The organism is Methylobacterium sp. 10, assembly GCF_000519085.1.
In the GTDB taxonomy this organism is placed as follows: Bacteria; Pseudomonadota; Alphaproteobacteria; order Rhizobiales; family Beijerinckiaceae; genus Methylobacterium.
Genome location: NZ_KI912577.1, coordinates 2,461,992 through 2,483,661, shown reverse-complemented (window position 1 = coordinate 2,483,661; position 21,670 = coordinate 2,461,992). Strand labels below are relative to the sequence as shown.

19 protein-coding genes and 1 pseudogene are annotated in these 21,670 nt (G+C 67.2%); 9 read left to right on the top strand and 11 right to left on the bottom strand.

What is annotated here, in order from left to right; all coding sequences use genetic code 11:
- Positions 1–13 precede the first annotated feature (13 nt).
- Both moaD and K368_RS0111435 read left to right on the top strand, forming a co-directional pair.
- On the top strand, positions 14–265 hold the full coding sequence (gene moaD / locus K368_RS0111440; RefSeq protein WP_026176075.1) for a molybdopterin converting factor subunit 1: 252 nt from the start codon (positions 14–16) through the stop codon (positions 263–265).
- 40 nt (positions 266–305) lie between these two features.
- Entirely contained in the window at positions 306–734 is a 429-nt protein-coding gene (locus K368_RS0111435) for a GNAT family acetyltransferase (RefSeq protein ID WP_027172531.1), read from the top strand.
- Between the two features lie 31 nt (positions 735–765).
- On the opposite strand, the gene K368_RS0111430 is transcribed toward K368_RS0111435, so the two are convergent.
- Positions 766–1,653 carry a metal ABC transporter substrate-binding protein gene (locus K368_RS0111430; RefSeq protein ID WP_245259676.1) on the bottom strand — a complete coding sequence of 296 codons (888 nt, stop codon included), beginning with the start codon at positions 1,651–1,653 and terminating at the stop codon, positions 766–768.
- A gap of 340 nt (positions 1,654–1,993) precedes the next feature.
- Between K368_RS0111430 and K368_RS0111425 the strand changes: the two genes are divergently transcribed.
- From K368_RS0111425 to K368_RS0111415, 3 genes are all read left to right on the top strand, one after another.
- A complete protein-coding gene (locus tag K368_RS0111425) occupies positions 1,994–3,775 on the top strand; it encodes an ABC transporter transmembrane domain-containing protein (protein ID WP_027172529.1) in 1,782 nt (593 codons plus the stop codon).
- A gap of 54 nt (positions 3,776–3,829) precedes the next feature.
- Positions 3,830–4,867, top strand: coding sequence for an aldose epimerase family protein (locus K368_RS0111420; protein ID WP_027172528.1), 1,038 nt, complete (start codon positions 3,830–3,832; stop codon positions 4,865–4,867).
- A gap of 320 nt (positions 4,868–5,187) precedes the next feature.
- Positions 5,188–5,511: a YnfA family protein gene (locus K368_RS0111415; RefSeq protein WP_027172527.1), complete on the top strand. Its 324-nt coding sequence runs from the start codon at positions 5,188–5,190 to the stop codon at positions 5,509–5,511.
- A gap of 9 nt (positions 5,512–5,520) precedes the next feature.
- Here K368_RS0111415 and K368_RS0111410 read toward each other — a convergent pair whose 3' ends face one another.
- From K368_RS0111410 to tesB, 5 genes are all read right to left on the bottom strand, one after another.
- Positions 5,521–8,292 (bottom strand): DNA translocase FtsK, encoded by a 2,772-nt coding sequence (locus K368_RS0111410; RefSeq protein WP_027172526.1) that lies wholly within the window; start codon positions 8,290–8,292, stop codon positions 5,521–5,523.
- A 214-nt stretch (positions 8,293–8,506) separates the two neighbouring features.
- Positions 8,507–9,463 (bottom strand): TorF family putative porin, encoded by a 957-nt coding sequence (locus tag K368_RS0111405; protein WP_245259567.1) that lies wholly within the window; start codon positions 9,461–9,463, stop codon positions 8,507–8,509.
- Between the two features lie 306 nt (positions 9,464–9,769).
- The gene (locus K368_RS0111400; protein ID WP_027172524.1) at positions 9,770–11,275 is read right to left on the bottom strand and encodes an ammonium transporter; all 1,506 of its coding nucleotides are present in this window, start codon (positions 11,273–11,275) and stop codon (positions 9,770–9,772) included.
- 85 nt (positions 11,276–11,360) lie between these two features.
- On the bottom strand, positions 11,361–11,699 hold the full coding sequence (locus K368_RS0111395) for a P-II family nitrogen regulator (protein ID WP_027172523.1): 339 nt from the start codon (positions 11,697–11,699) through the stop codon (positions 11,361–11,363).
- A gap of 283 nt (positions 11,700–11,982) precedes the next feature.
- Positions 11,983–12,852 (bottom strand): acyl-CoA thioesterase II, encoded by an 870-nt coding sequence (gene tesB, locus K368_RS0111390; protein WP_027172522.1) that lies wholly within the window; start codon positions 12,850–12,852, stop codon positions 11,983–11,985.
- Between the two features lie 338 nt (positions 12,853–13,190).
- On the opposite strand from tesB, the gene K368_RS0111385 reads away from it, so the two are divergent.
- Positions 13,191–14,474, top strand: a complete 1,284-nt coding sequence (locus K368_RS0111385; RefSeq protein ID WP_027172521.1) for an FAD-dependent monooxygenase — start codon at positions 13,191–13,193, stop codon at positions 14,472–14,474.
- Positions 14,475–14,487: 13 nt separating this feature from the next.
- On the opposite strand, the gene ppa is transcribed toward K368_RS0111385, so the two are convergent.
- The 3 genes from ppa to K368_RS0111370 all read right to left on the bottom strand — a co-directional run bounded on the left by ppa (position 14,488) and on the right by K368_RS0111370 (position 16,479).
- A complete protein-coding gene (gene ppa / locus K368_RS0111380) occupies positions 14,488–15,024 on the bottom strand; it encodes an inorganic diphosphatase (protein WP_027172520.1) in 537 nt (178 codons plus the stop codon).
- 480 nt (positions 15,025–15,504) lie between these two features.
- Complete coding sequence (locus K368_RS0111375) at positions 15,505–15,846, bottom strand: hypothetical protein (RefSeq protein WP_051440045.1); 342 nt, start codon at positions 15,844–15,846, stop codon at positions 15,505–15,507.
- Positions 15,847–15,972: 126 nt separating this feature from the next.
- Complete coding sequence (locus tag K368_RS0111370; protein WP_027172518.1) at positions 15,973–16,479, bottom strand: GNAT family N-acetyltransferase; 507 nt, start codon at positions 16,477–16,479, stop codon at positions 15,973–15,975.
- A 206-nt stretch (positions 16,480–16,685) separates the two neighbouring features.
- On the opposite strand from K368_RS0111370, the gene K368_RS0111365 reads away from it, so the two are divergent.
- On the top strand, positions 16,686–17,411 hold the full coding sequence (locus K368_RS0111365; RefSeq protein ID WP_027172517.1) for a tyrosine-protein phosphatase: 726 nt from the start codon (positions 16,686–16,688) through the stop codon (positions 17,409–17,411).
- Between the two features lie 15 nt (positions 17,412–17,426).
- Here the strand turns inward: K368_RS0111365 and K368_RS0111360 are convergent, their stop codons facing one another.
- The gene (locus K368_RS0111360; protein ID WP_027172516.1) at positions 17,427–18,299 is read right to left on the bottom strand and encodes a prephenate dehydratase; all 873 of its coding nucleotides are present in this window, start codon (positions 18,297–18,299) and stop codon (positions 17,427–17,429) included.
- A gap of 20 nt (positions 18,300–18,319) precedes the next feature.
- Entirely contained in the window at positions 18,320–19,063 is a 744-nt protein-coding gene (locus tag K368_RS0111355; RefSeq protein ID WP_027172515.1) for a 3-deoxy-manno-octulosonate cytidylyltransferase, read from the bottom strand.
- Between the two features lie 258 nt (positions 19,064–19,321).
- Here K368_RS0111355 and K368_RS24465 point away from each other — a divergent pair.
- Together K368_RS24465 and K368_RS0111345 are read left to right on the top strand one after the other, a co-directional pair.
- Positions 19,322–19,924: pseudogene (locus K368_RS24465) on the top strand (cytochrome c family protein); the annotation flags it as partial.
- A 383-nt stretch (positions 19,925–20,307) separates the two neighbouring features.
- Positions 20,308–21,603 carry an alpha-hydroxy acid oxidase gene (locus K368_RS0111345; protein ID WP_245259566.1) on the top strand — a complete coding sequence of 432 codons (1,296 nt, stop codon included), beginning with the start codon at positions 20,308–20,310 and terminating at the stop codon, positions 21,601–21,603.
- Positions 21,604–21,670 lie beyond the last annotated feature (67 nt).

Here is a 21,670-nt window from a genome sequence, read left to right as displayed (position 1 = left end):
GGAAGGGCAGACCATGAAGCTCGTGTATTTCGCCTGGGTGCGCGAACGCATCGGCAAGGCCGAAGAGACCGTGGACCTGCCGGCCGGGACCGAGACGGTGGCCGACCTCGTCGGCTGGCTGCGCGGCCGCGGCGAGGAATACGCCTATGCGTTCGAGAATGCCGGTATCGTGCGGGCGGCCATCGACCGGGTTCATGCCAAGCCGGATGCCGCCATCGCGGGTGCCACGGAGATCGCATTCTTCCCGCCGATGACGGGCGGCTGAGCGGCCCGCCTCGGATCCTCCGTGAGAAGACCGGCTATCGATGACCACCGTGATCCGCGAGTTCCAGGACGGCGATGTCGACGCGGTGGTGGCCCTCTGGCTCGCCGCCGGAGTCTCGCGGCCGTGGAACGACCCGGCCAGGGACATCGCCTTCGCCCGGCGCGATCCGCATTCGACGATCCTGGTGATCGAACGCGAAGCGGCCATCGTCGCCACCGTCATGGTGGGCGAGGATGGGCATCGGGGCTGGGTCTATTACGTCGCCGTCGACCCCCAACTTCGCGACCTCGGCCTGGGCAGGGCGATCATGGAGGCGGCCGAGCGGTGGCTGTCCGCGCGCGGCGTCTGGAAGGTCCAGCTCCTCGTGCGCGAGGAAAATGGCGCGACCCGCCACTTCTACGAACATCTCGGCTACCGCGATACCCGGACGATCTGCCTGCAGAAGGTCATCGGCGAAGCGACGGGGTGATTGGGCCTCGCCCCACCGTCTCGCCGGGTGCCTACTTCTTCCCGAGCGCGGCGCTGAAGGCGGCGATGTTGCTGCGCATCATCGCCACATAGGTCGTCGCCAGGCCGCCGGGGCCGGACAGGGCGTCGGAATAGACCTTGCCGCCGAGCGCGGCGCCGCTCTCCCGCGCAATCTGCTGCATCAGGCGTGGATCGGCGACATTCTCGAGAAAGACCGCCGGGATCTTGTCGCGTCGGATCTGCCGGATGATGCGGGCGACGTCCTTCGGGCTCGCCTCGCTGTCGGTGGAGACGCCCTGCGGCGCGATGAAATCGAGGCCGTAGGCGGCGGTGAAGTAACCGAAGGCGTCGTGCGTGGTGATGATCCGGCGATGGTCGGGGGGAATCGCCGCGATGGCGTTACGGATGTCGGCCTCCAACCCGTCGAGGGTGGCGAGATAGGCCTTGGTGTTGGCCGCGTACTCGGCGGCGCGACCCGGATCGACCTTCGACAAGCCGTCCCTGATGTTGGCGATGTAGATCCTCACATTGGCGATGCTCTGCCAGGCATGGGGATCGTCGTGATGGGCGTGGCCCGCATGCCCGCCCCCGCCGTGGTCGTCGTCACCTTCGATGGGCTTCACGCCCTTCGAGGCGACGATGACGGGGGCCTTGGTGCCGGAGGCCTTGATCAGCCGGTCGAGCCAGCCCTCGAAGCCGAGGCCATTGACCACGACGATATCGGACGCGGCGAGCTTGCGCGCATCCGCGGGCGCAGGATTGTAGCCATGCGCGTCGGCATCGGGGCCGACGAGGGTCGAGATCTCGGCATGGTCTCCGGCGACCTGCTTCACGAGATCGCCGAGGATGGAGAACGTGGCCACCGCCTTCAGCGGCTCTGCGGCGACTGCCGGTGTCCCGACCGGGGCGAGGGCCAGCATCAGGCGAAAACAGGCCGCTGCCGCCGATTTCACGATGTGGCGCCTCGATTGCATGCATCCTGCTCCTTGACCACGCCACCGCCGTATCCCGCACCCCTCCCTCTCCCTGCCCCGATGGCCCGTAGCCCTACCGTGGGGGCGACGCCTGCCGTGCGATGAGTGACGCGACCGAAAGGCGACGGGATGGTGCAGTCGGAGGGTGCCCGACGGTCGGTTGCCCTCTATAGTGTAACAGTATCACATTGCCAAGGCGGAGAGCGTCGCTTGATCTTCCCCTCATCGCCCGGCAAACCCCGCCTGAATGTCGGGCGCCTGCCCGCGCGCCAGACAACGGATGATCATGGGCCGCAGGCCACTTCTCAGGGGTGACACCCTTCCCCTCATCGGCCGAGTCTGGCGCGACTGGCTGCGGCCCCACCGGGCGACCCTCGCCGTGGTGCTGGTGCTGATCGCCATCATCGGGGTCGCGACGGGGCTGTATCCCGCCCTGATCAAGGGGGCCTTCGACGCCTTCGATCACAAGGACCCCTCCGCCCTCACCTATGGGCCGATCATCGTCATCGTCATCACCTCGATCCGCGGCTTCGCCCTGTTCGGTCAGACGGTGCTCACCAACCGGGTGGTGACCCGCGTCGAGGCCGACATGCAGGCGGCACTCTACGGTCATCTCATCGATTCCGACCTCGCCCAGCTCGGTCGAGAGAGCCCGGCGGCCTTCACCCAGCGTTTCACCACGGATTTCGCCTTCATCAAGGAGGCGTTGACACGCATCTCCACCGTGCTGCTGCGCGATCTCGCCATGCTGATCGCCCTCGTCGTCGCGCTGCTCTGGATGGACCCGGTGCTCACCCTGGTGGCGGCCGTGGTCGTACCCTTCGTCGCTGGCCCGATCGGCCGCATCGGACGGAAGCTGCGCCGGGTCTCCACCACGACACAGGAGCAGATGGGCCTCACGGCGAGCCTCATCACCGAGAGCCTGCAGGGCGCCCGCATCGCCAAGACCTACGCCCTCGAATCCTACCTGAAGGGCCGGGCGTCGGGCGCGTTCGACAATGTCCGCCGTCTCAAGATGAAGGCGGCCAATGCCCGCGGGCGCCTCGATCCGCTGATGGAGATCGGCGGCGGCTTCGCGGTGGCGGCGGTGCTGGTGCTGGTGGGCCAGCGCGTCATGTCCGGCGACCGCACGGTGGGCGATTTCACCGGCTACGTCGCTGCCCTGCTCCTGGCGGCGCAGCCCGCCCGCGCGCTGGGCACCCTCAACGCCATTCTCCAGGAAGCCGGCGCGGCGCTCCAGCGCTACTTCGCTCTGATGGACGAGGCGCCGCGGATCCGCGAGAAGCCCGATGCCGTGCCGCTGGTCATCACGGGCGGAGAGATCCGGTTCGAAGGCGTCCGCTTCCGCTATCGCGAGGACGCACCGGCCCTCGAGGGCATCGACCTCACCGTCCCTGCCGGCGCCACCGTCGCCCTGGTCGGACGCTCGGGCTCCGGCAAGTCGTCGCTGCTTAACCTCGTGCCTCGCCTCTACGACGTGACCGGAGGCCGTGTGCTCATCGATGGCGCGGACCTGCGCGACGTGACGATCCCCTCCCTGCGCGCGGCCGTGGCGGTGGTCTCCCAGGACGTGGTGCTGTTCGACGACACGGTCGCCGCCAATATCGAGTTCGGCCGTCCCGGTGCGACCCGCGCGGAGATCGAGGCGGCCGCCGAGGCCGCCGCTGCGCACGGCTTCATCAGCCGGCTGAACGAGGGCTACGAGTTCCGCGTCGGCCCCTCCGGCGGACGCCTGTCGGGAGGCGAGCGCCAGCGCATCTCCCTGGCCCGTGCCTTCCTCAAGGATGCGCCGATCCTGCTCCTCGACGAGGCGACGAGCGCCCTCGATTCCGAATCCGAGCGCCTGGTCCAGGGTGCGCTGCTGCGCCTGATGCAGGGGCGGACAACCCTCGTCATCGCGCACCGACTCTCCACCGTGCGCGATGCCGGCTTGATCGTGGTGATGGAAGCCGGCCGCATCGTCGAGACCGGAACGCACGACGCCCTCATGACGGCGCAGGGCGGCTATGCACGCCTGAACCGAATGCAGCTCTCCGGCGACGCGGACGAACCGGCTCTCGCCCCCTGATTTGCATTCCGCGCGTTGAGGCCCGACGACTCCTCGCGCGAAACGGATGCCGGCATGGCAGCACAGACCTTCGGACGGATGAAGGACGGGAGCCCCGTCTCGCGATACAGGCTCGTCCGGCCCCGCCTGCGTGTCGACATCCTCGATTACGGCGGCGTGATCAGCGGGATCGATACGCCCGACCGCGAGGGCAACTGGACCAACGTCGTCCTCGGCGCCCGTGACGTGGCGGGCTACGAGGCCAGCGACGCTCATTTCGGCGCCATCATCGGCCGCTACGCCAACCGCATCGCCGGAGGACGCTTCAGCCTCGACGGACGCGCTTACCAGCTGCCGCTCAATGCCGGCGGCAGCACCATGCATGGCGGGACGAGCGGGTTCGACCGGCGCATCTGGCGGGTCATCCGGGCGGACGACGCGTCCCTGGTCCTCGCCTATCGCTCGATCGACGGCGAGGAGCGCTTTCCCGGCAATCTCGATGTCGAGGTTGCCTATACACTCAGCGACGAGGAGACCCTGAGGATCGACTACACGGCCTGGACCGACCGGCCGACCATCGTCAACCTGACCAATCACAGCTACTTCAACCTATCCGGCGAGGGCTCCGGCGACGTGATGCGGCACCGCGTCGCGATCGCGGCAGACCATTACCTCCCCACCGATGCCGGGCAGATCCCCACGGGGGAGATCAGGCCCGTGGCGGGCACGGCCTTCGATTTCCGCGAGCCCGAAGCCCTGGGCACCCGCATCCGCGACGCGGATCCGCAACTTGCCCTGGCGCACGGCTACGACCACACCTTCGTCCTGCGTGACCCCGGTCCCTTGCGGCACGCGGCCTCCGCTCTCGATCCGTCGAGCGGGAGGAGGCTCGACGTCGCCACCACCCAGCCGGGCCTGCAACTCTACACCGCCAACATGCTCGACGGCACGGTGGTCGGGTCCGGCGGGCAGCTGTACCGGTCCGGCGATGCGGTCTGTTTCGAGGCGCAGGGGTTTCCCGATGCACCGAACCAAGCACAGTTTCCCTCTACGGTGCTTCGTCCCGGCGAGCTTTTCGCGGCGACGACGACCTATCGCTTCAGCGTGGACTGAGGAGGTTCGATCGGATGTCTCGGCGGATGGTCATGCCCTAATCTATCGTCTGCCGAAGTCGATCATCCGCCTGAGTCGACTATCCCAGGAGATCAGCTCGTCCTGCGGTGCCCTTTGCTCGAGCAAAGGGCTTCGAGGCAGCCCTTCGGTTCGCTCGGTGGGTTTTGGAGCTCTTCTTCGAGGGCGCTATGCGGAACTTCAGGAGGAGGTCATGCCGTGGCACAACATCTCGAGCGGCCTCTTCGAGGGCCGTCGTCCCTGCGGGAGAATGACCGGCACGGGAACGCGGCGCGCGGCCCCCTTCGTGATGGAGCGAATTCTTGATCACCGCCCTCGTCTATACCGGCGCCGCGCTGGCCGAGATCGCCGGGTGCTTCGCCTTCTGGGCGTGGCTGCGGCTCGGCCGGTCGGCCTGGTGGGTGCTGCCGGGCGTGGCGTCCTTGGTCCTCTTCGCCGTGCTGCTCACCAGGGTGGAGAGCGACGCGGCGGGGCGGGCTTATGCGGCCTATGGCGGAGTCTACATCGCCGCCTCGATCCTCTGGCTCTGGCTCGCCGAGAGCCAGAGGCCGGACCGGTGGGATATGACCGGCGCCGCGATCTGCCTCGTCGGCACCGGAATCATCCTGTTCGCGCCGCGCACCTGACGGCGCGCGTCACATCTCGTGCGGATCGGGCTCCGCCAGGATCTCGCGTTTGCCCGCATGGTTCGCGGAACCGACGATGCCCTCGACCTCCATGCGCTCCATGAGCGAGGCGGCGCGGTTGTAGCCGATCTGCAGGCGGCGCTGGATGTAGCTGGTGGAGGCCTTCTTGTCCCGCATGACCACCTGCACCGCCTGGGCGTAGAGGTCGCCGCCGCTCTCGCCGAAGCTGCCCTGGTCGAACACCGCACCGTCGACCTCGATCTCGTCGATGGAGCCCTTGGCCGATTTCCCGCCGCCCTTGGTCCCCTTGTCGTCGTCCTCGCCATCGTCGGCGGTGACGGCTTCGAGGTAGGACGGCCGGCCCTGGCGCTTGAGATGGGCGACCACGCTCTCGACTTCCGAATCCGAGCAGAACGGGCCGTGGACGCGGGTGGTGCGGCCACCGCCGGCCATGAACAGCATGTCGCCCTGGCCGAGCAGCTGCTCGGCGCCCATCTCGCCGAGGATCGTGCGGCTGTCGATCTTGGACGTGACCTGGAAGCTGATCCGGGTCGGGAAGTTCGCCTTGATCGTGCCGGTGATGACGTCCACCGACGGACGCTGCGTCGCCATGATGAGGTGGATGCCGGCCGCACGCGCCATCTGCGCCAGGCGCTGGATCGCGCCCTCGATGTCCTTGCCCGCCACCATCATCAGGTCGGCCATCTCGTCGACCACGATCACGATGTAGGGGAGCGGATTGAGATCCATCTCCTCGGTCTCGTAGACCGCCTCGCCGGTTTCGCGGTCGAAGCCGGTCTGGACCGTCCGGGTCAGGATCTCGCCGCGTCCACGAGCCTCGGCGAGGCGCGCGTTGAAACCGTCGATGTTGCGCACACCGACCTTCGACATTTTCTTGTAGCGCTCCTCCATCTCGCGCACGGCCCATTTGAGGGCAATGACCGCCTTCTTCGGGTCGGTGACCACGGGGGAAAGCAGGTGCGGGATGCCGTCATAGACGGAGAGTTCCAGCATCTTCGGGTCCACCATGATCAGGCGGCACTCTTCCGGCTTCATCCGGTAGAGCAGCGACAGGATCATCGTGTTGATCGCCACCGACTTGCCCGAGCCCGTGGTGCCGGCCACCAGCAGGTGGGGCATCTTGGCCAGATCGGCGATGATCGGCTCGCCGCCGATGTTCTTGCCGAGGCACAAGGCGAGGCTCTGCTTCGTCTCGACGAAATCCGCCGAGGCGAGGAGCTCGCGCAGATACACGGTCTCGCGTCGGGCATTCGGCAATTCGATGCCGATGGCGTTGCGGCCGGGGACCACCGCCACGCGGGCGGAGACCGCCGACATGGAGCGGGCGATGTCGTCGGAGAGGGAGATCACGCGGCTCGACTTGGTGCCGGGGGCCGGCTCCAGCTCGTAGAGGGTCACCACCGGGCCGGGACGCACGGCGAGGATGTCGCCGCGCACGCCGAAATCGCTGAGCGTCGCCTCGAGCAGGGTCGCATTCTGCTCCAGGGCTTCCGTCGAGACCTGGCTCGCCAGGGACAGGCCCGGTGCCTCCCCGAGCAGTTCGAGGGGGGGATGGGAATAGGTCTCCGCGCCATAGGCCGGTGCGGGAGATGCGCGCCGGATCGGTGCCGGAGCGGGGGACGGTGCCACCGGGGCCACGCGGGAGCGCGGGGCCGGCACGGACTCGGCAGGCTCGTTCGGAGCGTAGTACTCCTCGCCGCCATCATCCGGCTCGTCATCGTGCAGGATCGGCTCCGGGAGGGGACGGCGCGCGACCGGCCGGGGCTCCGTCACGGGCTGTGGCTCGAAGACCGGCTCGCGGCGGGCCGAGGCGGGATCCGCCCCACCCGCCCCACCCGGCCGAGAAGCCGCCTGAGCGGTGCCGCCTCTGGCCGGGTTTCCCGTCTCCAGCGGCGCATGGGTTGACCATGGCGCGTCGTCCCCGTCCGAGAAGGCGCGGCGTGCGGCCAGGGCCGGCGAGGCACCGGCATAGGCGAGGTCGGTGGCCGCCGCCGCCCGGTCGGCACGCCACTCGGCAATCCGTCTGGCGATGGCGGTCCTTCCGCCCATCAGAAGATGCGCCAGGGTGCCGAGGGAGACGATACCGAGGCTCGGTTCGTCCTCCTCGTAACGGCCGTCGTGCCGGGCGGAGGGTTGCGGACGCTGGTGGGACGCGGAGGGAGCGGGCTGATCGTAGGATTCCTCCTCCGGCTCCGCACCGGCGCGGCAGGCACCGGTGAGGCAGAGGATCGCCACCGCCGCGAAGGCGAAGCCGACGAGGGCCGTGGCCGGGGACGCGATGGCGCCGATGAGGAGGCGCGCGGTGTGGATGAGGGCATCGCCGGCCACGCCGCCGAGCCCGGTGGGCAGGGGCCAGCGGGCGGTGGGGGGAAGCGCGCTCGCCACCGCGCTCGCGGCGAAGAAGCCGATGATCCAGAGGGTGATCCGCAGGCCGCCCCGGGGCAGCTCCCGCGACCGCATGAGCTGGACGCCCCAGAAGGCGGGCGGCAGGGCGAAAGCCAGGGAGCCGAGGCCGAGGAGCTGCATCGCGAGGTCCGACACCACCGCGCCGCCGGTGCCGAGCACGTTGTGCGCGGCTCGGTCGGTGGCGTGGTTGATGCTCGGATCGTCGATGGACCACGTCGCCAGGGCGACCGTGAGCGCGGTCGCGCCCGCGAACAGGATGAGACCGCCCATCTCCGTCATCCGCTTGGCCAGGAACGGCCTGAAGCTGTCGACGAAGGTGTCGTAAGGCGATGCGGAACGGCGGAGCGAGCGCATACGGGACCAGACGCAGGGAGAAACGATCCGGTAACGCTATGTCGACCGAGTTAACGGCTGTTTAAGGCTTAGAGATCGTTAGCGCGGCCCGCACAGATGTCTGCTTTTTCGGTCGTGTGCACGCCCTGCTTGGCCAGTTCTCATTCATACCGCCAACGAAGAAAGACCCCGGATCGCTCCGGGGCCTTTCTTCGTCCGTCGCTGAGCTTCGCGCTTAGCGGAAGAGGTTCATGAGGCCGCCCGGCTCGGCATAGATGCCCGGAGCCGCCGTGGAGGTCTGGAAGGTGATCGAGCCGATGACGGCATCGCTGCACCACTTGGAGGTTCCGCCGTTGTTGAAGCCGCGGTAGTCGCCGGTGAAGTTGAAGCAGTCGGTCTTGCTCAGGTCGGTGTTGTGGTAGCGCACATCGAGGACGATGTTCTTGTAGGTGTAGGACAGGCCGACGTTCCCGTAGAGGTAGCTCGGGAGGTTGAAGGCGGTCTGCCCGGTCGCCGAAGTCTTGGCCGCGGTCAGGAAGTAGTAGCCGAGCTCGGACGAGATCGAGAAGCCGCCGGAATAGGCCTCCGGCAGGAACGAGAACCAGTCGGCCGGCAGGGTGTAGGCGGCGGTACCCGAGGTGTAGGTGCCGTTGGCGTGCTGGCCGAGGAAGTTCGGCGAGAAGAACACGTTGAGGCCCAGCGTCAGCGAATCCGTCGCGGTCCAGGTGCCCTTGGCGGCATATTCCATGAAGTCGGTGTTGGCGGTGGTCAGGAACGCGCCGCCCGGTCCCAGCAGGCGCTTCTCGTTGGGGTAGAAGTAGTAGAGCACGCCGAGATCGAGGGCGAACTTGCCGTAGGTCGGACGGATACCGGCGGCGAGATCGAACTCCATGTCCGGCTGCGTGGGCAGGCGGGTCTGGTAGGTGGCGAGGCCGGTATAGGCGAAGCCGCCGAAATACTGGGCCTCGAAGAAGGACTGGTAGCTGCCCTGGCGGTTCGACTGCGACACACCGCGGAAGTTATAATCCGTCTGGTAGCGCGAGCCGAACGAGAAGCCGATCAGCGGTTCAGAGACCTTCGCCTCCACCGGCATGACTTTCGGCGCGGCAAGATCGGCGGCGTTGACAGTGCCAACGCTCAGGAAAGCGGCGAGGGAAGCAGCAGTCCCCAGTGCGGTCAGCTTCAGTGTCATTGCAGTTCAGCCCCAGTTATTCTGTGATTTGCAAGTTGCCAAATCCCGCCGAGCTTCGCAAAACCAACTTTGATGCAAATGCCTAGTTAATAGGCAAATTTGACCTGTTCCAGGACTTGCCGTCGGGATGTTGCATTTGCATCACATTCTCGCCGTACTCCCGCGAAGGGGCGATGCGGCAAGGGAAAGACCGGAAGACCGGCCATGCCGGCACGCGTCGTCGAACCCGGTGGCGGACATGACGAAGGCCCCGGTCGCCTGGCGACCGGGGCCTCGTGGTTCGATGGATCTCGCGGTTCGGCGAGATCAGTAGTTGTAGGCGCGCTCGCCGTGGTCGGCGATGTCGAGGCCTTCGCGCTCTTCGTCCTGGGTCACGCGCAGACCGATGGTCAGGTCGACGAGCTTGTACAGGATGGCGGAGCCGATGCCGGACCACAGGATGGTGAAGCCCACGGCCTTACCCTGGGCCAGGAGCTGCGCCGCCATGTCGTAGGCGCCGACAGCGAGTTCGCCGGGCTTGCTGGTGTAGTCGGGGATGCCGACGCCGCCGAGGTCCGGGCTCACCAGGATGCCGGTGGCCAGGGCGCCGAGGATGCCGCCGATGCAGTGGACGCCGAAGACGTCGAGGGAGTCGTCGTAGCCGAGGGCGTTCTTCACCGTGGAGCACATGATGAAGCAGGCGCCACCGGCGACGAGGCCGAGGACGATCGAGCCCATGGGACCGGCAAAGCCGGCGGCGGGCGTGACGGCGACGAGGCCGGCGATGGCACCCGACAGCATGCCCAGGAGCGAGGGCTTGCCCTTGAGCATCCACTCCACGAACAGCCAGGAGACGGCGGCGGCGGCGGTGGCGACGAAGGTGTTGATCATGGCCAGACCCGCAGAGCCGTTGGCTTCGAGGTTCGAGCCGGCGTTGAAGCCGAACCAGCCGACCCAGAGGAGCGAGGCGCCGATGGTGGTCATGGTGAGCGAGTGCGGGGCGAGGAGGTCACGGCCGTAGCCGATGCGCTTGCCGAGCATCAGGCAGCCGACGAAGCCGGCGATGCCCGCATTGATGTGCACGACGGTGCCGCCGGCGAAGTCGAGGGCGCCCCACTTGAAGATCATGCCCGCATCGGCGTTGACCGCGTCGAGAGCGGCCTGTGCCGTCGCCTTGGAGGCGTCGTCGGTGGCAGCGGCCAGGGCCTTGGCGGCGTCGCCGACGAGGTCGGGACCACCCCAGTACCAGACCATGTGTGCCATCGGGAAGTAGATCAGCGTGACCCACAGCACCGAGAACACGAGCAGGGCAGAGAACTTCATACGTTCCGCGAAGGCGCCGACGATGAGGCCGGGCGTGATCATCGCGAACGTCATCTGGAAGCAGATGTAGACGTATTCGGGAATGACGACGCCGTTGGAGAAGGTCGCCACGGTGGTGGACGGGTCGACGCCCTTCAGGAAGACCTTGGAGAAGCCGCCGACGAAGTCGTTGAGACCGCCGCCGTTGGTGAAGGCCATGCTGTAGCCGAAGGCGACCCACAGAAGGCAGACGATGGAGGCGATGGCGAAGACCTGCGTCAGCACCGAGAGCATGTTCTTGGTGCGCACGAGGCCACCGTAGAACAGCGCGAGGCCGGGCACGGTCATCAGGAGCACGAGGACGGCCGAGACCATCATCCAGGCGGTATCGCCCTTGTTGGGAACGGGCGCGGCGGCGGCCGGCGCCGCGACGACTTCTGGGGTCGGCGACTGTGCGAGGGATGGCTCGACGAACAGAAGGGCCAGCGCGGCGCCTCCCATCCCGAGCGCAAGGGCATTGCGAAGTTTCATGGAAACGGAACTCCCGATCGCGGTGCGATGATGACGTGAAGGAAGGAGGAAGCGGGCCGGAGCGTCGTCCGGCCGGGGCGTTGGCTCAGAGCGCGTCGACGTCGGTCTCGCCGGTGCGGATGCGGACGGCCTTCTCGAGGGGCACGACGAAAATCTTCCCGTCGCCGATCTGGCCCGTGCGGGCGGCGGCGGCGATGGCGTCGATGACGCTGCTGGTGAGATCGGCCGCGACGGCGACCTCGATCTTCAACTTCGGCAGGAAGCTCACGGCATATTCGGCGCCACGGTAAATTTCGGTGTGGCCCTTCTGGCGGCCATAACCCTTGACCTCGGTCACCGTGAGGCCGTGGACGCCGATTCCGGTCAGTGCATCCCTGACCTCCTCGAGCTTGAACGGCTTGATGATAGCCATCACGATCTTCATGGGCGGCGCCCCCTTTTGTTCTGGATGCCCCCGGTCGCCGGCCCGATCTACGTCGCGGCCCGGCAATCCGGCATTTCGCACCAGCCGGAATGGCCAAGCGATCGGCGCCCATCATTCAAGGACTATGCCAAAGGGAACTTTTCTTCATTCCCCGTTCTGCACACAAAGTGAACGATCACTGACGCGTGATCGTGCTATTTTTCCGCGTCAATCGCCTAAAGAACGGTCATTAAGACGATATCATGAGCAGAATGGCAGTCCGTAAAGCATAGCTTGCGGCGGCTCAGGGGGCGTCGCGGATCGGGCGGATCAAACCCTCCTGGGCGACGGATGCCACGAGCTCTCCCTCCCTCGTGAAGATCGATCCCCTGGCGAAACCGCGCGCGCCCGAGGCGACTGGGCTCTCCTGCGCATAGAGCAGCCATTCGTCGGTGCGGAAGGGGCGGTGAAACCAGAGGGCGTGATCGAGGCTCGCGGATTGGATCGCGGCATCGAACACCGTCTGGCCGTGGGGAATCAGCGTCGCATCGAGGAGCATCAGGTCGGAAGCATAGGCGAGGACGGCGCGGTGGATGGCCGGGTCGTCCGGCAAGCGCGCCCCGGCCCGAAGCCAGACGTGGAAGCGGGGCTCGCGCGGTTCGCGCGACATGTACCGTTGCACCTCCACCGGCCTCAGCGCGATCGGGGTGGCGCGCCCGAGATAGGCACGCATCGTGGCCGGGATCGACGGCCCTGCCTGTGCGGCCAGAGCGGGGGCGTCGAGCAACGCCTCGGGTCCCGGTACGTCCGGCATGGCGGTCTGATGGACGAGCCCGTCCTCGTCGGTGTGGAAGGAGGCCGACAGGGTGAAGATCGCGCGGCCGTGCTGATGGGCGACGACTCGCCGCGTTGCGAAGCTGCGCCCGTCGCGGATGCGTTCAACCGCGTAGTCGATCGGCGCAGCCGGGTCTCCGGCGAGAATGAAATAGGCGTGGAGGGAATGCGGTGGCCGGCTCGCCCCCACCGTGCGCGAGGCGGCGACGAGAGCCTGTCCCAGCACTTGGCCGCCGAAGACCCGGAACCACCCGGTCTCGATGCTCTGACCGCGGAACAGGTCCTCGTCGAGGCGAGCGAGGTCGAGACAGGCGAGGAGTTCGTCGACGGATCCGGTCATGCGTGCCTTTCGCCGGGCTGAGGACATCGATGCGGCCGCGCTTCACGGCTTTATCGCAGCTGGAATCGCCACAGCTCACCCGGAATGCAAGGCTCGCCCGGAATGCAAGGCTCGCCCGGAATGCAAGGCTCACCCAGAATGAAAGGCTCACCCGGAATGCAAGGCTCGCCCTGAAAAGAAGACTTGCTCCGAAAGAAAGGCTCACTCGTCTAAAGCGACGGTCCGGACCTCACGGCGACGCATCATGCTTCGCTCTCGCACGTTGCCTCCTGCGCGGCGGGGTGCCACTCCACGTGTCTCTCATCGCAGGCCGTTGGAATGGGGACGAGGTAAAGGGCATGAGCGGATCGATGCAAGGAGGCGCGTCCCGCAAGGTGGCCATCGCCGGCGGCGGTATTCCCGGCCTCAGCCTGGCCCTGGCCCTGCGTCAGGCCCATGGCGATGCCCTCGACGTCACCGTCTTCGATCCAGGGCTCGATCGTGCCGCGCTCCGGCATCGCGGACGTGCTTTCGCCGTGGCGGCGGGCGGACGGCGCATGCTGACGCGGTTGGGAATCTGGGCCGACGTCGCCCACGCGGCGGAACCGATCCTCGACATGGCGATCAGCGACAGTCGGCTGTCGGATCCGGTCAGGCCGGTCTTCCTGACCTTCGGCCAGGACGGCACGGGCGAAACGCCGCCGGCCGGTGAGCCCTTCGCCCATATGGTCGAGGCCGAGTTCCTCGTCGACAGCCTTCTGGCGGCATCGAGAGCCGTCGGGGTCGCCTTCGAGCCGGTCGGCATCCGCCACGCGCAGGCGAGCGGCCGGAGCATGGCCCTCGCGTTGTCCGACGGGCGCGAAACGGACGCGACCTTGCTGGTCGCCGCGGACGGAGCGCGGTCGAGGCTGCGCGAGGCGGCCGGGATCGGTTGGGTCGGCCGGTCCTATCCACAAATGGGCATCGTCGCCACGATCGGGCACGAGCGCCCCCATGGCGGGCGGGCGTTCGAGCATTTCCTGCCCAGTGGTCCCTTCGCGATCCTGCCGCTGGTCGATGGCGGTGTGCTCAGCCACCGTTCCTCCATCGTGTGGACGGAGCGGGAAGCGGATGTGGAGGCGCTGATCGGCGGAAGCCGGGAGGATACCCTCACCGAGATCGAACGCCGCTTCGGGCTCAATCTCGGCCGCCTCGTGATCGAGGACGGGCCGAGCGCCCATCCGCTCTCCCTCGGCATGGCGCGAAGCTTCCGGGGCGAGCGGCTCGCGCTCCTCGGCGATGCCGCCCACGTCATCCATCCGATCGCCGGCCAGGGGCTGAATCTCGGCCTCGCAGATGCCGCATCCCTGGCGGAGGAGATCACGGAGGCTTTGCGCCTCGGCCTCGATCCGGGGGCGAAGGATGTGCTGCAGCGCTACGAGCGCAGCCGGCGCTTCGATACCTTCGCCATGGCGGCGGTCACGGACGGGCTGAACCGATTGTTCTCCAACGACATCCTGCCGATCCGCCTGATGCGCGATCTCGGGCTCGGCCTCGTCGACCGGATGCCGGGCTTGAAGTCGGTGTTCATCGGCGAGGCCTCGGCCTCGCGGGGGGCCTCGCGGGGGGCCTCGCCCAGGCTGATGCGGGGCGAGGCGTTGTAAAGGGGTCTGGGGCTCAGGCCTTCTCGGCCTTGGCGCGTTCGATACCCTCGTTGATGAGGCGATGGGCTTCCGCCTTGTCGCCCCAGCGCTTGATCTTCACCCACTTGCCGGGCTCCAGATCCTTGTAGTGCTCGAAGAAGTGCTGGATCTGCTGGATCGTGATCTCCGGCAGGTCGGTGTAGTTCTCGATCCGGTTGTAGCGCATCGTCAGGTGGCGGGACGGCACGGCGATGATCTTCTCGTCCTCGCCGGCGTTGTCCTCCATCACGAGAACGCCTACCGGGCGAACGCTGATGACCGCGCCGGGCGCGATGGCGCGCGTATTCGCAACGAGAACGTCGCAAGGATCGCCGTCACCCGAGAGAGTGTGGGGGATGAAACCGTAATTCCCCGGATAATGCATCGCGGTATAGAGAAACCGGTCGACCACGAGGGCACCGGATTCCTTGTCCATCTCGTACTTGATCGGATCGCCGCCGATCGGCACCTCGATGATGACGTTGACGTCGTCCGGCGGGTTCTTTCCAATCGAGATGGAGTCGATGATCATGTGGTCCTCGCTCGAGCCTGCAGCAATCCAAGACGCTGTTTCGGCGTCTCTTAAATCCCTTCCGCGATAAAGGAAATCGACCTTCGCCCGATGCGCGGGGCTTTTGCGGCTTATCGTAACCGGTGCGCGCCCGTTCAGCCCTGAAAGCCCCGGCCCATACGGTCGATGGCTCGGGAGTCGCACATATCGGGTAACCTGCGGGTCTCAACTCATGAACGGCCCCTGGATTCACCCATCTGCTCGACAACTGTTCCCTCTATCCAAGAGGGTTGGATGGACGGCGCGACGGGCTCGCTCTCCTGGAGGGAGAGAGGACCCGAGCGGCCTGCGAGTTGTGGAGATATCGTAGGCTGGGAGGAGAGGGAGTTCCGGTACGCCTCACGCTCACCCCTCAATGACCTCCATCACGCCGTTCCTGATCCTCGGCAGCCCCATCACAGTCGTGAATATCCAGTCGCGGTGTGGGGACGGAGCGGCGGATCAGGATTTCTTATCGCCCGATCCGAACCAGCGCCGCCAGACGCCCTCGATCCAGCGGGCCGAGCGTTCGAGGGGAACCTTGAGGGCCGGAATGTCCTGGCTGAGGAGCGCGAGCCCCACGGGTAGCATCCACAGCCCGAGCACCGGCAGAATCGAGAAGATGCCGCCGAGGATGAAAAGGATCGCCGCACCGATTCTCACCCAGCGGCGAGAGGGCTCGCGCAGCCACTCGATGGCGCGCCGCAACCGATCGGGCAATTTCTCGGTGAGGCGGGTGACGCGGTCGTCCCAATCCTGCGCCGTGCAATCCCGGCGTGACAGATCCTGTTGGTTGGCGGTCATCATGGTCCTTGATCCGGCGCGGGGGCGTCGCGACGCCTTCCCGGCATATGGGAACGGCGGCGTCCGGGCGCGGGATCAACGTGCTGCCCCGCCTTCAGGGTTCCCCGAAGACGGGTTAGCGATGCCTCACTCGAAGCGGTAGGCCACCTTGGAGAGGACGGCGCCGGCCATGCGGTCGATGGCCTCCGCCACCTTCACGCCGCCGAGGCTGGTATAGAAGCCGCAGGCGCGCTCGTTGCCCGCCAGGGTCCAGATCCCGATCCGGGTCAGCCCATGGTCGGCGAGGTCGTTGCGCACCGCGCGGAACAGACGCCGGCCGAGACCGAGGCCCTGATAGGCCGGCAGGATGTAGAGTTCGTCCACCTCCCCCGATGCCTTGAGGGCGGCGCCCCGCGCCTGCCCGTAGATCGCGTATCCGACGACCTCGTCGCCGATTTCGACCACCACCAGGGGGCGATTGCGCTGGGCCGCGCCGAGCCACCATTGCGAGGGGCGCTGGGAGATCATCCGCTCCAGGGAGACGCCGGGGATGATGCCGCGATAGGCCTCCCTCCAGGTTTCGTCGAAGACGTCGCTCAACCGATCGGCGTCTCTCGGACGGGCGCGGCGGATGCTGGTGGTGCTCGTCTTCATGACTGTCCCTACGCTTGTTGGAAACGGGAACGATCTCGCATCGAAATCCACGATACGGGCATGATGAAGGCAAGCCGGATGCCGAGTTCCGAAAAGCGCGCTTCGTAAAGCTCGGGTGACGCAATTCTGCGACATCCGTTTGCCCGACGCTGCCCCGGCTGTTAGAGCCGCCGCACGTTCCTCCCGACAGGTTCCTTCCGCCCCCCGTGTTCAACAGATTCATCAAGCCCGAGATCCGCTATGCCCGGCGCATGGCGCGGATCGCCCGCTTCGAGCAGCCGATCGCCGGCCGGGGCGCGCGCATGCGGGCCTGGGCCAACATGCTGCTCGTGGATCACGGGGTGTTCCGGCTGGCCTATCTCAACCGGCACAAGATCGGCACCGGCAAGGTCTGGCGCTCGGCCCAGCCGACGCCGCACCAGCTCGCCTGGTTCCGGCGGCAGGGCGTGCGGACGGTGATCTCCCTGCGCGGCGGCCGCGAGCATGGCTCCTGGCCGCTCCAGCGCGAGGCCTGCGCGCAGCAGGGGCTGGACCTCGTGGAGTTCGTCCTGCGCTCGCGCGAGGCGCCGTCGAAGGAGACGATCCTCGGCGCGAAGGGGTTCTTCGACGGGGTCCAGTATCCCGCCGTGATGCACTGCAAGTCCGGGGCGGACCGGGCGGGCCTCGGCGCCGCCCTGTTCCTCATCCTGCACGAAGGCGTGCCGGTCTCGGAGGCGATGGGTCAGCTCTCGGCCAGGTACGGCCATTTCCGATTCGCCAAGACCGGAATCCTCGACGCGTTCTTCGACCTCTACCTGCGGGAGGGCGAAGCGAAGGGGCTGGATTTCCTGACCTGGGTCGAGACCGTCTACGACCCCGAGGCCCTGAAGCGCGAGTTCCGGCCGGGCTTCTGGTCCGACCTCGTGGTCGACCGGGTGATCAAGCGGGAATAGTGCGCGTCTCGCGCGCTACTCCGCCGCCAGCCGGGTGGTCTCTCGGAATGGATGGGCCGGGTAGGTGCCGATGATGCGCAGTTCCCGCGAGAAATACGCGAGTTCGTCCAGCGCGCGGGCAAGGCCGGGATCCTCCGGATGGCCGTCCACCTCGGCATAGAACTGCGTCGCCGAGAACTGGCCCTCGACCATGTAGCTCTCGAGCTTCGACATGTTGACGCCGTTGGTGGCGAAGCCCCCGAGGGCCTTGTAGAGCGCCGCCGGGATGTTGCGCACGCGGAAGATGAAGCTCGTCACCGTCGGTCCGGCATCGGGCGGCACCTCCACCGCCGCGGGCGAGAAGACCACGAAGCGCGTGGTGTTGTGGCTCTCGTCCTCCACGTCGCGGGCGAGGATGTCGAGCCCGTAGACGCCCGCCGCCATGGCCGGGGCCAGGGCGCCGCGGCTCGGATCGCCCGCTTCGGCGACTTCGCGCGCCGCGCCCGCGGTGTCGCCGGCGACGATGGCCTTCAGCCCGAGCCGCCGGATGATCTTGCGGCATTGGCCCAGCGCATGGACGTGGCTGTGAACCGTCCGGATCGCCTCGATCGGCGTGCCGGGAAGCGCCATCAGCTGAAAATGGATCGGCAGGAAGTGCTCGGCCACGATGTGCAGGTTCGAGCTCGGGATCAGGTGATGGATGTCGGCGACACGACCGGCGATGGAATTCTCGATGGGGATCATCGCCAGGGCGGCACGGCCGTCATTCACCGCCGCGAAGGCCTCTTCGAACGAGGCGCAGGGCAGCGGCGTCCAGTCGGGATAGGCCTGGGCGCAGATGATGTGCGAATTCGCGCCCGGCTCGCCCTGATAGGAGATCGTGGTGCGGGATTCGGTCGTATCGGACATGGAAGTGATGACTCGGTTCGTCAGTTGAGGCGCCGGGCCAGGAGTACCGCCCGCGCCCGTTCGAGATCGGCGGGGGTGTCGACGCCCAGCGGCAGGTCGTCGACGATGGTGGCGTCGATGCGCATGCCCGCCTCCAGCGCCCGCAGCTGCTCCAGTTTCTCGCGGGTCTCGAGTTCGCCGGGCGGCAGGGCCATGAAGCGGGTGAGTGCCCGGCGGCGATAGGCGTAGAGGCCGATATGGTGGAACAGCGGCCCCTCCCCCCAGGGCGCCTGCGCCCTCGTGAAATAGAGCGCGCGCAGGCGGTTCGGCCCCACATGGTGGCCGACGAGCTTCACCACGTTGGGATCGTGCCGCTCCTCGTCGCGGGTGATGACGGCGCAGAGGGTGGCGATGTCCACGGCTCTGTCCGCCAGGGGCGTGATCGCCGCGCCGATGATCGCCGGGTCGATCGTCGGCAGGTCGCCCTGCACGTTGACCACCACGTCGTGGTGTCCCTGTGGATCGATGATGTCGAGGGCCTCGGCCAGCCGGTCCGAGCCGGAGGGATGATCGGCCCGGGTGAGGGTCGCGAGGCCGCCGACCCGCTCGATCGCCTCGACGATCTCGACGGCATCCGTGGCCACGACCACCGGCCCGATCCCGGCCTCCACGGCGCGGCGCCAGACATGGACGATCATCGGCTCACCGGCGATGTCGGCCATCGGCTTGTTCGGCAGCCGGGAGGCGGCCATGCGGGCGGGAATGAGAACGAGGGGATCCGACATCGACCGGCGTATCTCTGCAGCGAGCCGGGGGAGTAGCAGGGGCAGTGCGCGTTGTCATCGGCGCGTTGTTCATCGGCGCATGGTCGGGGCCCCCGGAATGACATCCGGCGCTCTGCGACTACACGGCCGTCAGCTCCGCCATTGTCAAGGTCGGTCCTTAACCGCTATTCACCCTCGAACATTTCCAGAGTCCGGGGCATCCGCTCACCGGGCCACGCCTGCCGCCGCAACCGGCGGACGCCCCCGGAGTTGTCGAGAATGGACTCTTTCGAGCTGAACAAGGTCGCGGGCGCCGTGCTCGGCACTCTGCTTCTCGCCATCGGGTCCGGCTTCGTCGCCGAATTGATCTACAGCGCCAAGCCGGCGGGAAGTGCGGGCTATGCCCTGCCCGAGCCTCAGCCCGAGGCGGCCGGTGGCGGTGCCGCCGCCGCGGTCAAGGCCGAGCCCCTTCCGGTCCGTCTCGCCAGCGCCAGCGTCGAGAAGGGCACCGGCGCGGCCAAGAAATGCGCGGCCTGCCACAGCTTCGAGAAGGGCGGCCCGAACAAGGTCGGCCCGCATCTCTGGGGCGTCGTCGATCGCCAGCGCGCCCATGAGGGCGGGTTCGAGTATTCCGCCGCGCTGAAGGAGAAGGGCGGCACCTGGACCTACGACGAGCTCGACCACTTCCTCGCCAACCCGAAGACCTACGTGCCGGGCACCAAGATGGCTTTTGCCGGCATCCAGGCCCCGCAGGAGCGCGCCGACGTGATCGCCTATCTGCGCTCGCTGGCCGATACTCCGGCACCCCTTCCCGCCGTGGAGAAGGCCGCCGCCGAGGACAAGCCGGCGGACCAGAAGGCGCCGGAGGAGAAGCCGGCTCAATAAACGGCGTTCGTCGGCGACTAGTTCTTCATCTGCACGACGAAAGGCGCGGCATGTCCGCGCCTTTCTCGTTTCGTACAACCGGTCGATCGGCTCGTTCGCATATTGCAGTGCGGTGGCGCCTGTCGAATCACGTCACCGGCCGAGGTCGTGAAACGAACGGATCGCGCCATCGTGAACGGGCGGCGCAGGGTGCGAATCGACCCGTAATCGCTGCTGATCGACGGTTTAAGGCCCAGATTCCATCGAAATACTGCATCGCCTGATCTCGCAGCTTGGGCAGACGCCGGCATCTGCGCTATAACTTAGAATTATATCAGTTATTGCATCGCACAATAGAATTGGTGCAGGAAGGCCCGGCGAAGCAAGAGAGAGCGAGACGTATGTCGAACGGTGTCGAGGGACAGTCTGCCATGGGTGAATACGCGTCGATCCACCGCCGGAAGCTGTTGAGCTACTTCTCCGCCAGCCCCCTGTTCGCGCCGAGCGCCGCGCGCGCCCTGGCGGGAATCGCCGCCCTCGGAACCACGGAAGCGGTGGCCCAGAGCTACGACGTGCTTCGCGCAGCCCCCGTGATGAACGGCGACCTCATCGCCTCTCCGGCGCAGGCTCTCAACGTGTTCGATTTCGAGCCCGTGGCGAAGAAGGAATTGCCGCCGGCGCATTACGGCTACCTCGCCAGCGGCGTCGACGCCGACAAGACGCTCAAGGCCAACCGCGACGATTTCGACAAGATCCACATCCGCGTCCGCCGCCTGATCGACGTGCGCAAGATCGACACGACCGTGAAGATCTTCGGAGAGACCTGGGCCAGCCCGATCGCGCTGGCGCCCGTGAGCAGCGTCGGTGCCTTCCACCCCGAGGCCGAGGCGGCCGCCGCCCGCGCCTGCAAGGCGAAGGGTCACCAGATGATCCTGTCCACGGTGGGCAGCACCTCGATCGAGGACGTCATCAAGGAGCGCGGCGCCCCCGTCTGGTACATGCTCTACCCGACCGACGACTGGTCCGTGACTGAGAAGCTGGTGAAGCGGGCCGAAGCGGCCGGCGCACCGGCCATCGTGCTCACCGTCGACCGCCAGGGCGGCCGCAACACCGAGACGCTGTTCCGCGAGCGCCGCGCCGACACGCGCACCTGTACGGATTGCCATACGCCGGGCTTCAAGAACGAAGTCAGCCGCAAGCCGATGTTCGACGACATCGACGTGTCGAAGGTGACCAACCTCTACGGCACCGGCATGACCTGGGACTACGTGAAGCGCCTTCGCGGCATCGTGAAGGGCAAGCTCGTCCTCAAGGGCATCGTGACCCAGGAGGACGCCAAGATCGCCCTGACCCACGGCGTCGACGCGATCATCGTCTCCAACCATGGCGGCCGCGCCGAGGAGAGCCTGCAATCGACCATCGGCGCTCTGCCGGAAGTGGTCGCCGCCGTGAACGGCAAGGTACCGGTCCTCATCGATGGCGGTTTCCGTCGCGGCACCGACGTGCTGAAGGCCCTGGCGCTCGGCGCCACCGCAATCTGCGTCGGCCGCCCCTATGTCTGGGGCCTCGCCGCCTTCGGCCAGCCCGGCGTCGAGATGGTGCTCACCCTGATGCAGCGCGAGTTCGAGACGATCATGCGCCAAGTGGGAGCCACCAAGCTCTCCGAGATCACGTCCAAGAACGTCCAGATCGTCTGACGTCCTTCACATGACCGTTCCTCCGGCGCGTTGGACCGACGCGCCGGAGACGTGCCCGCTTGGCGTG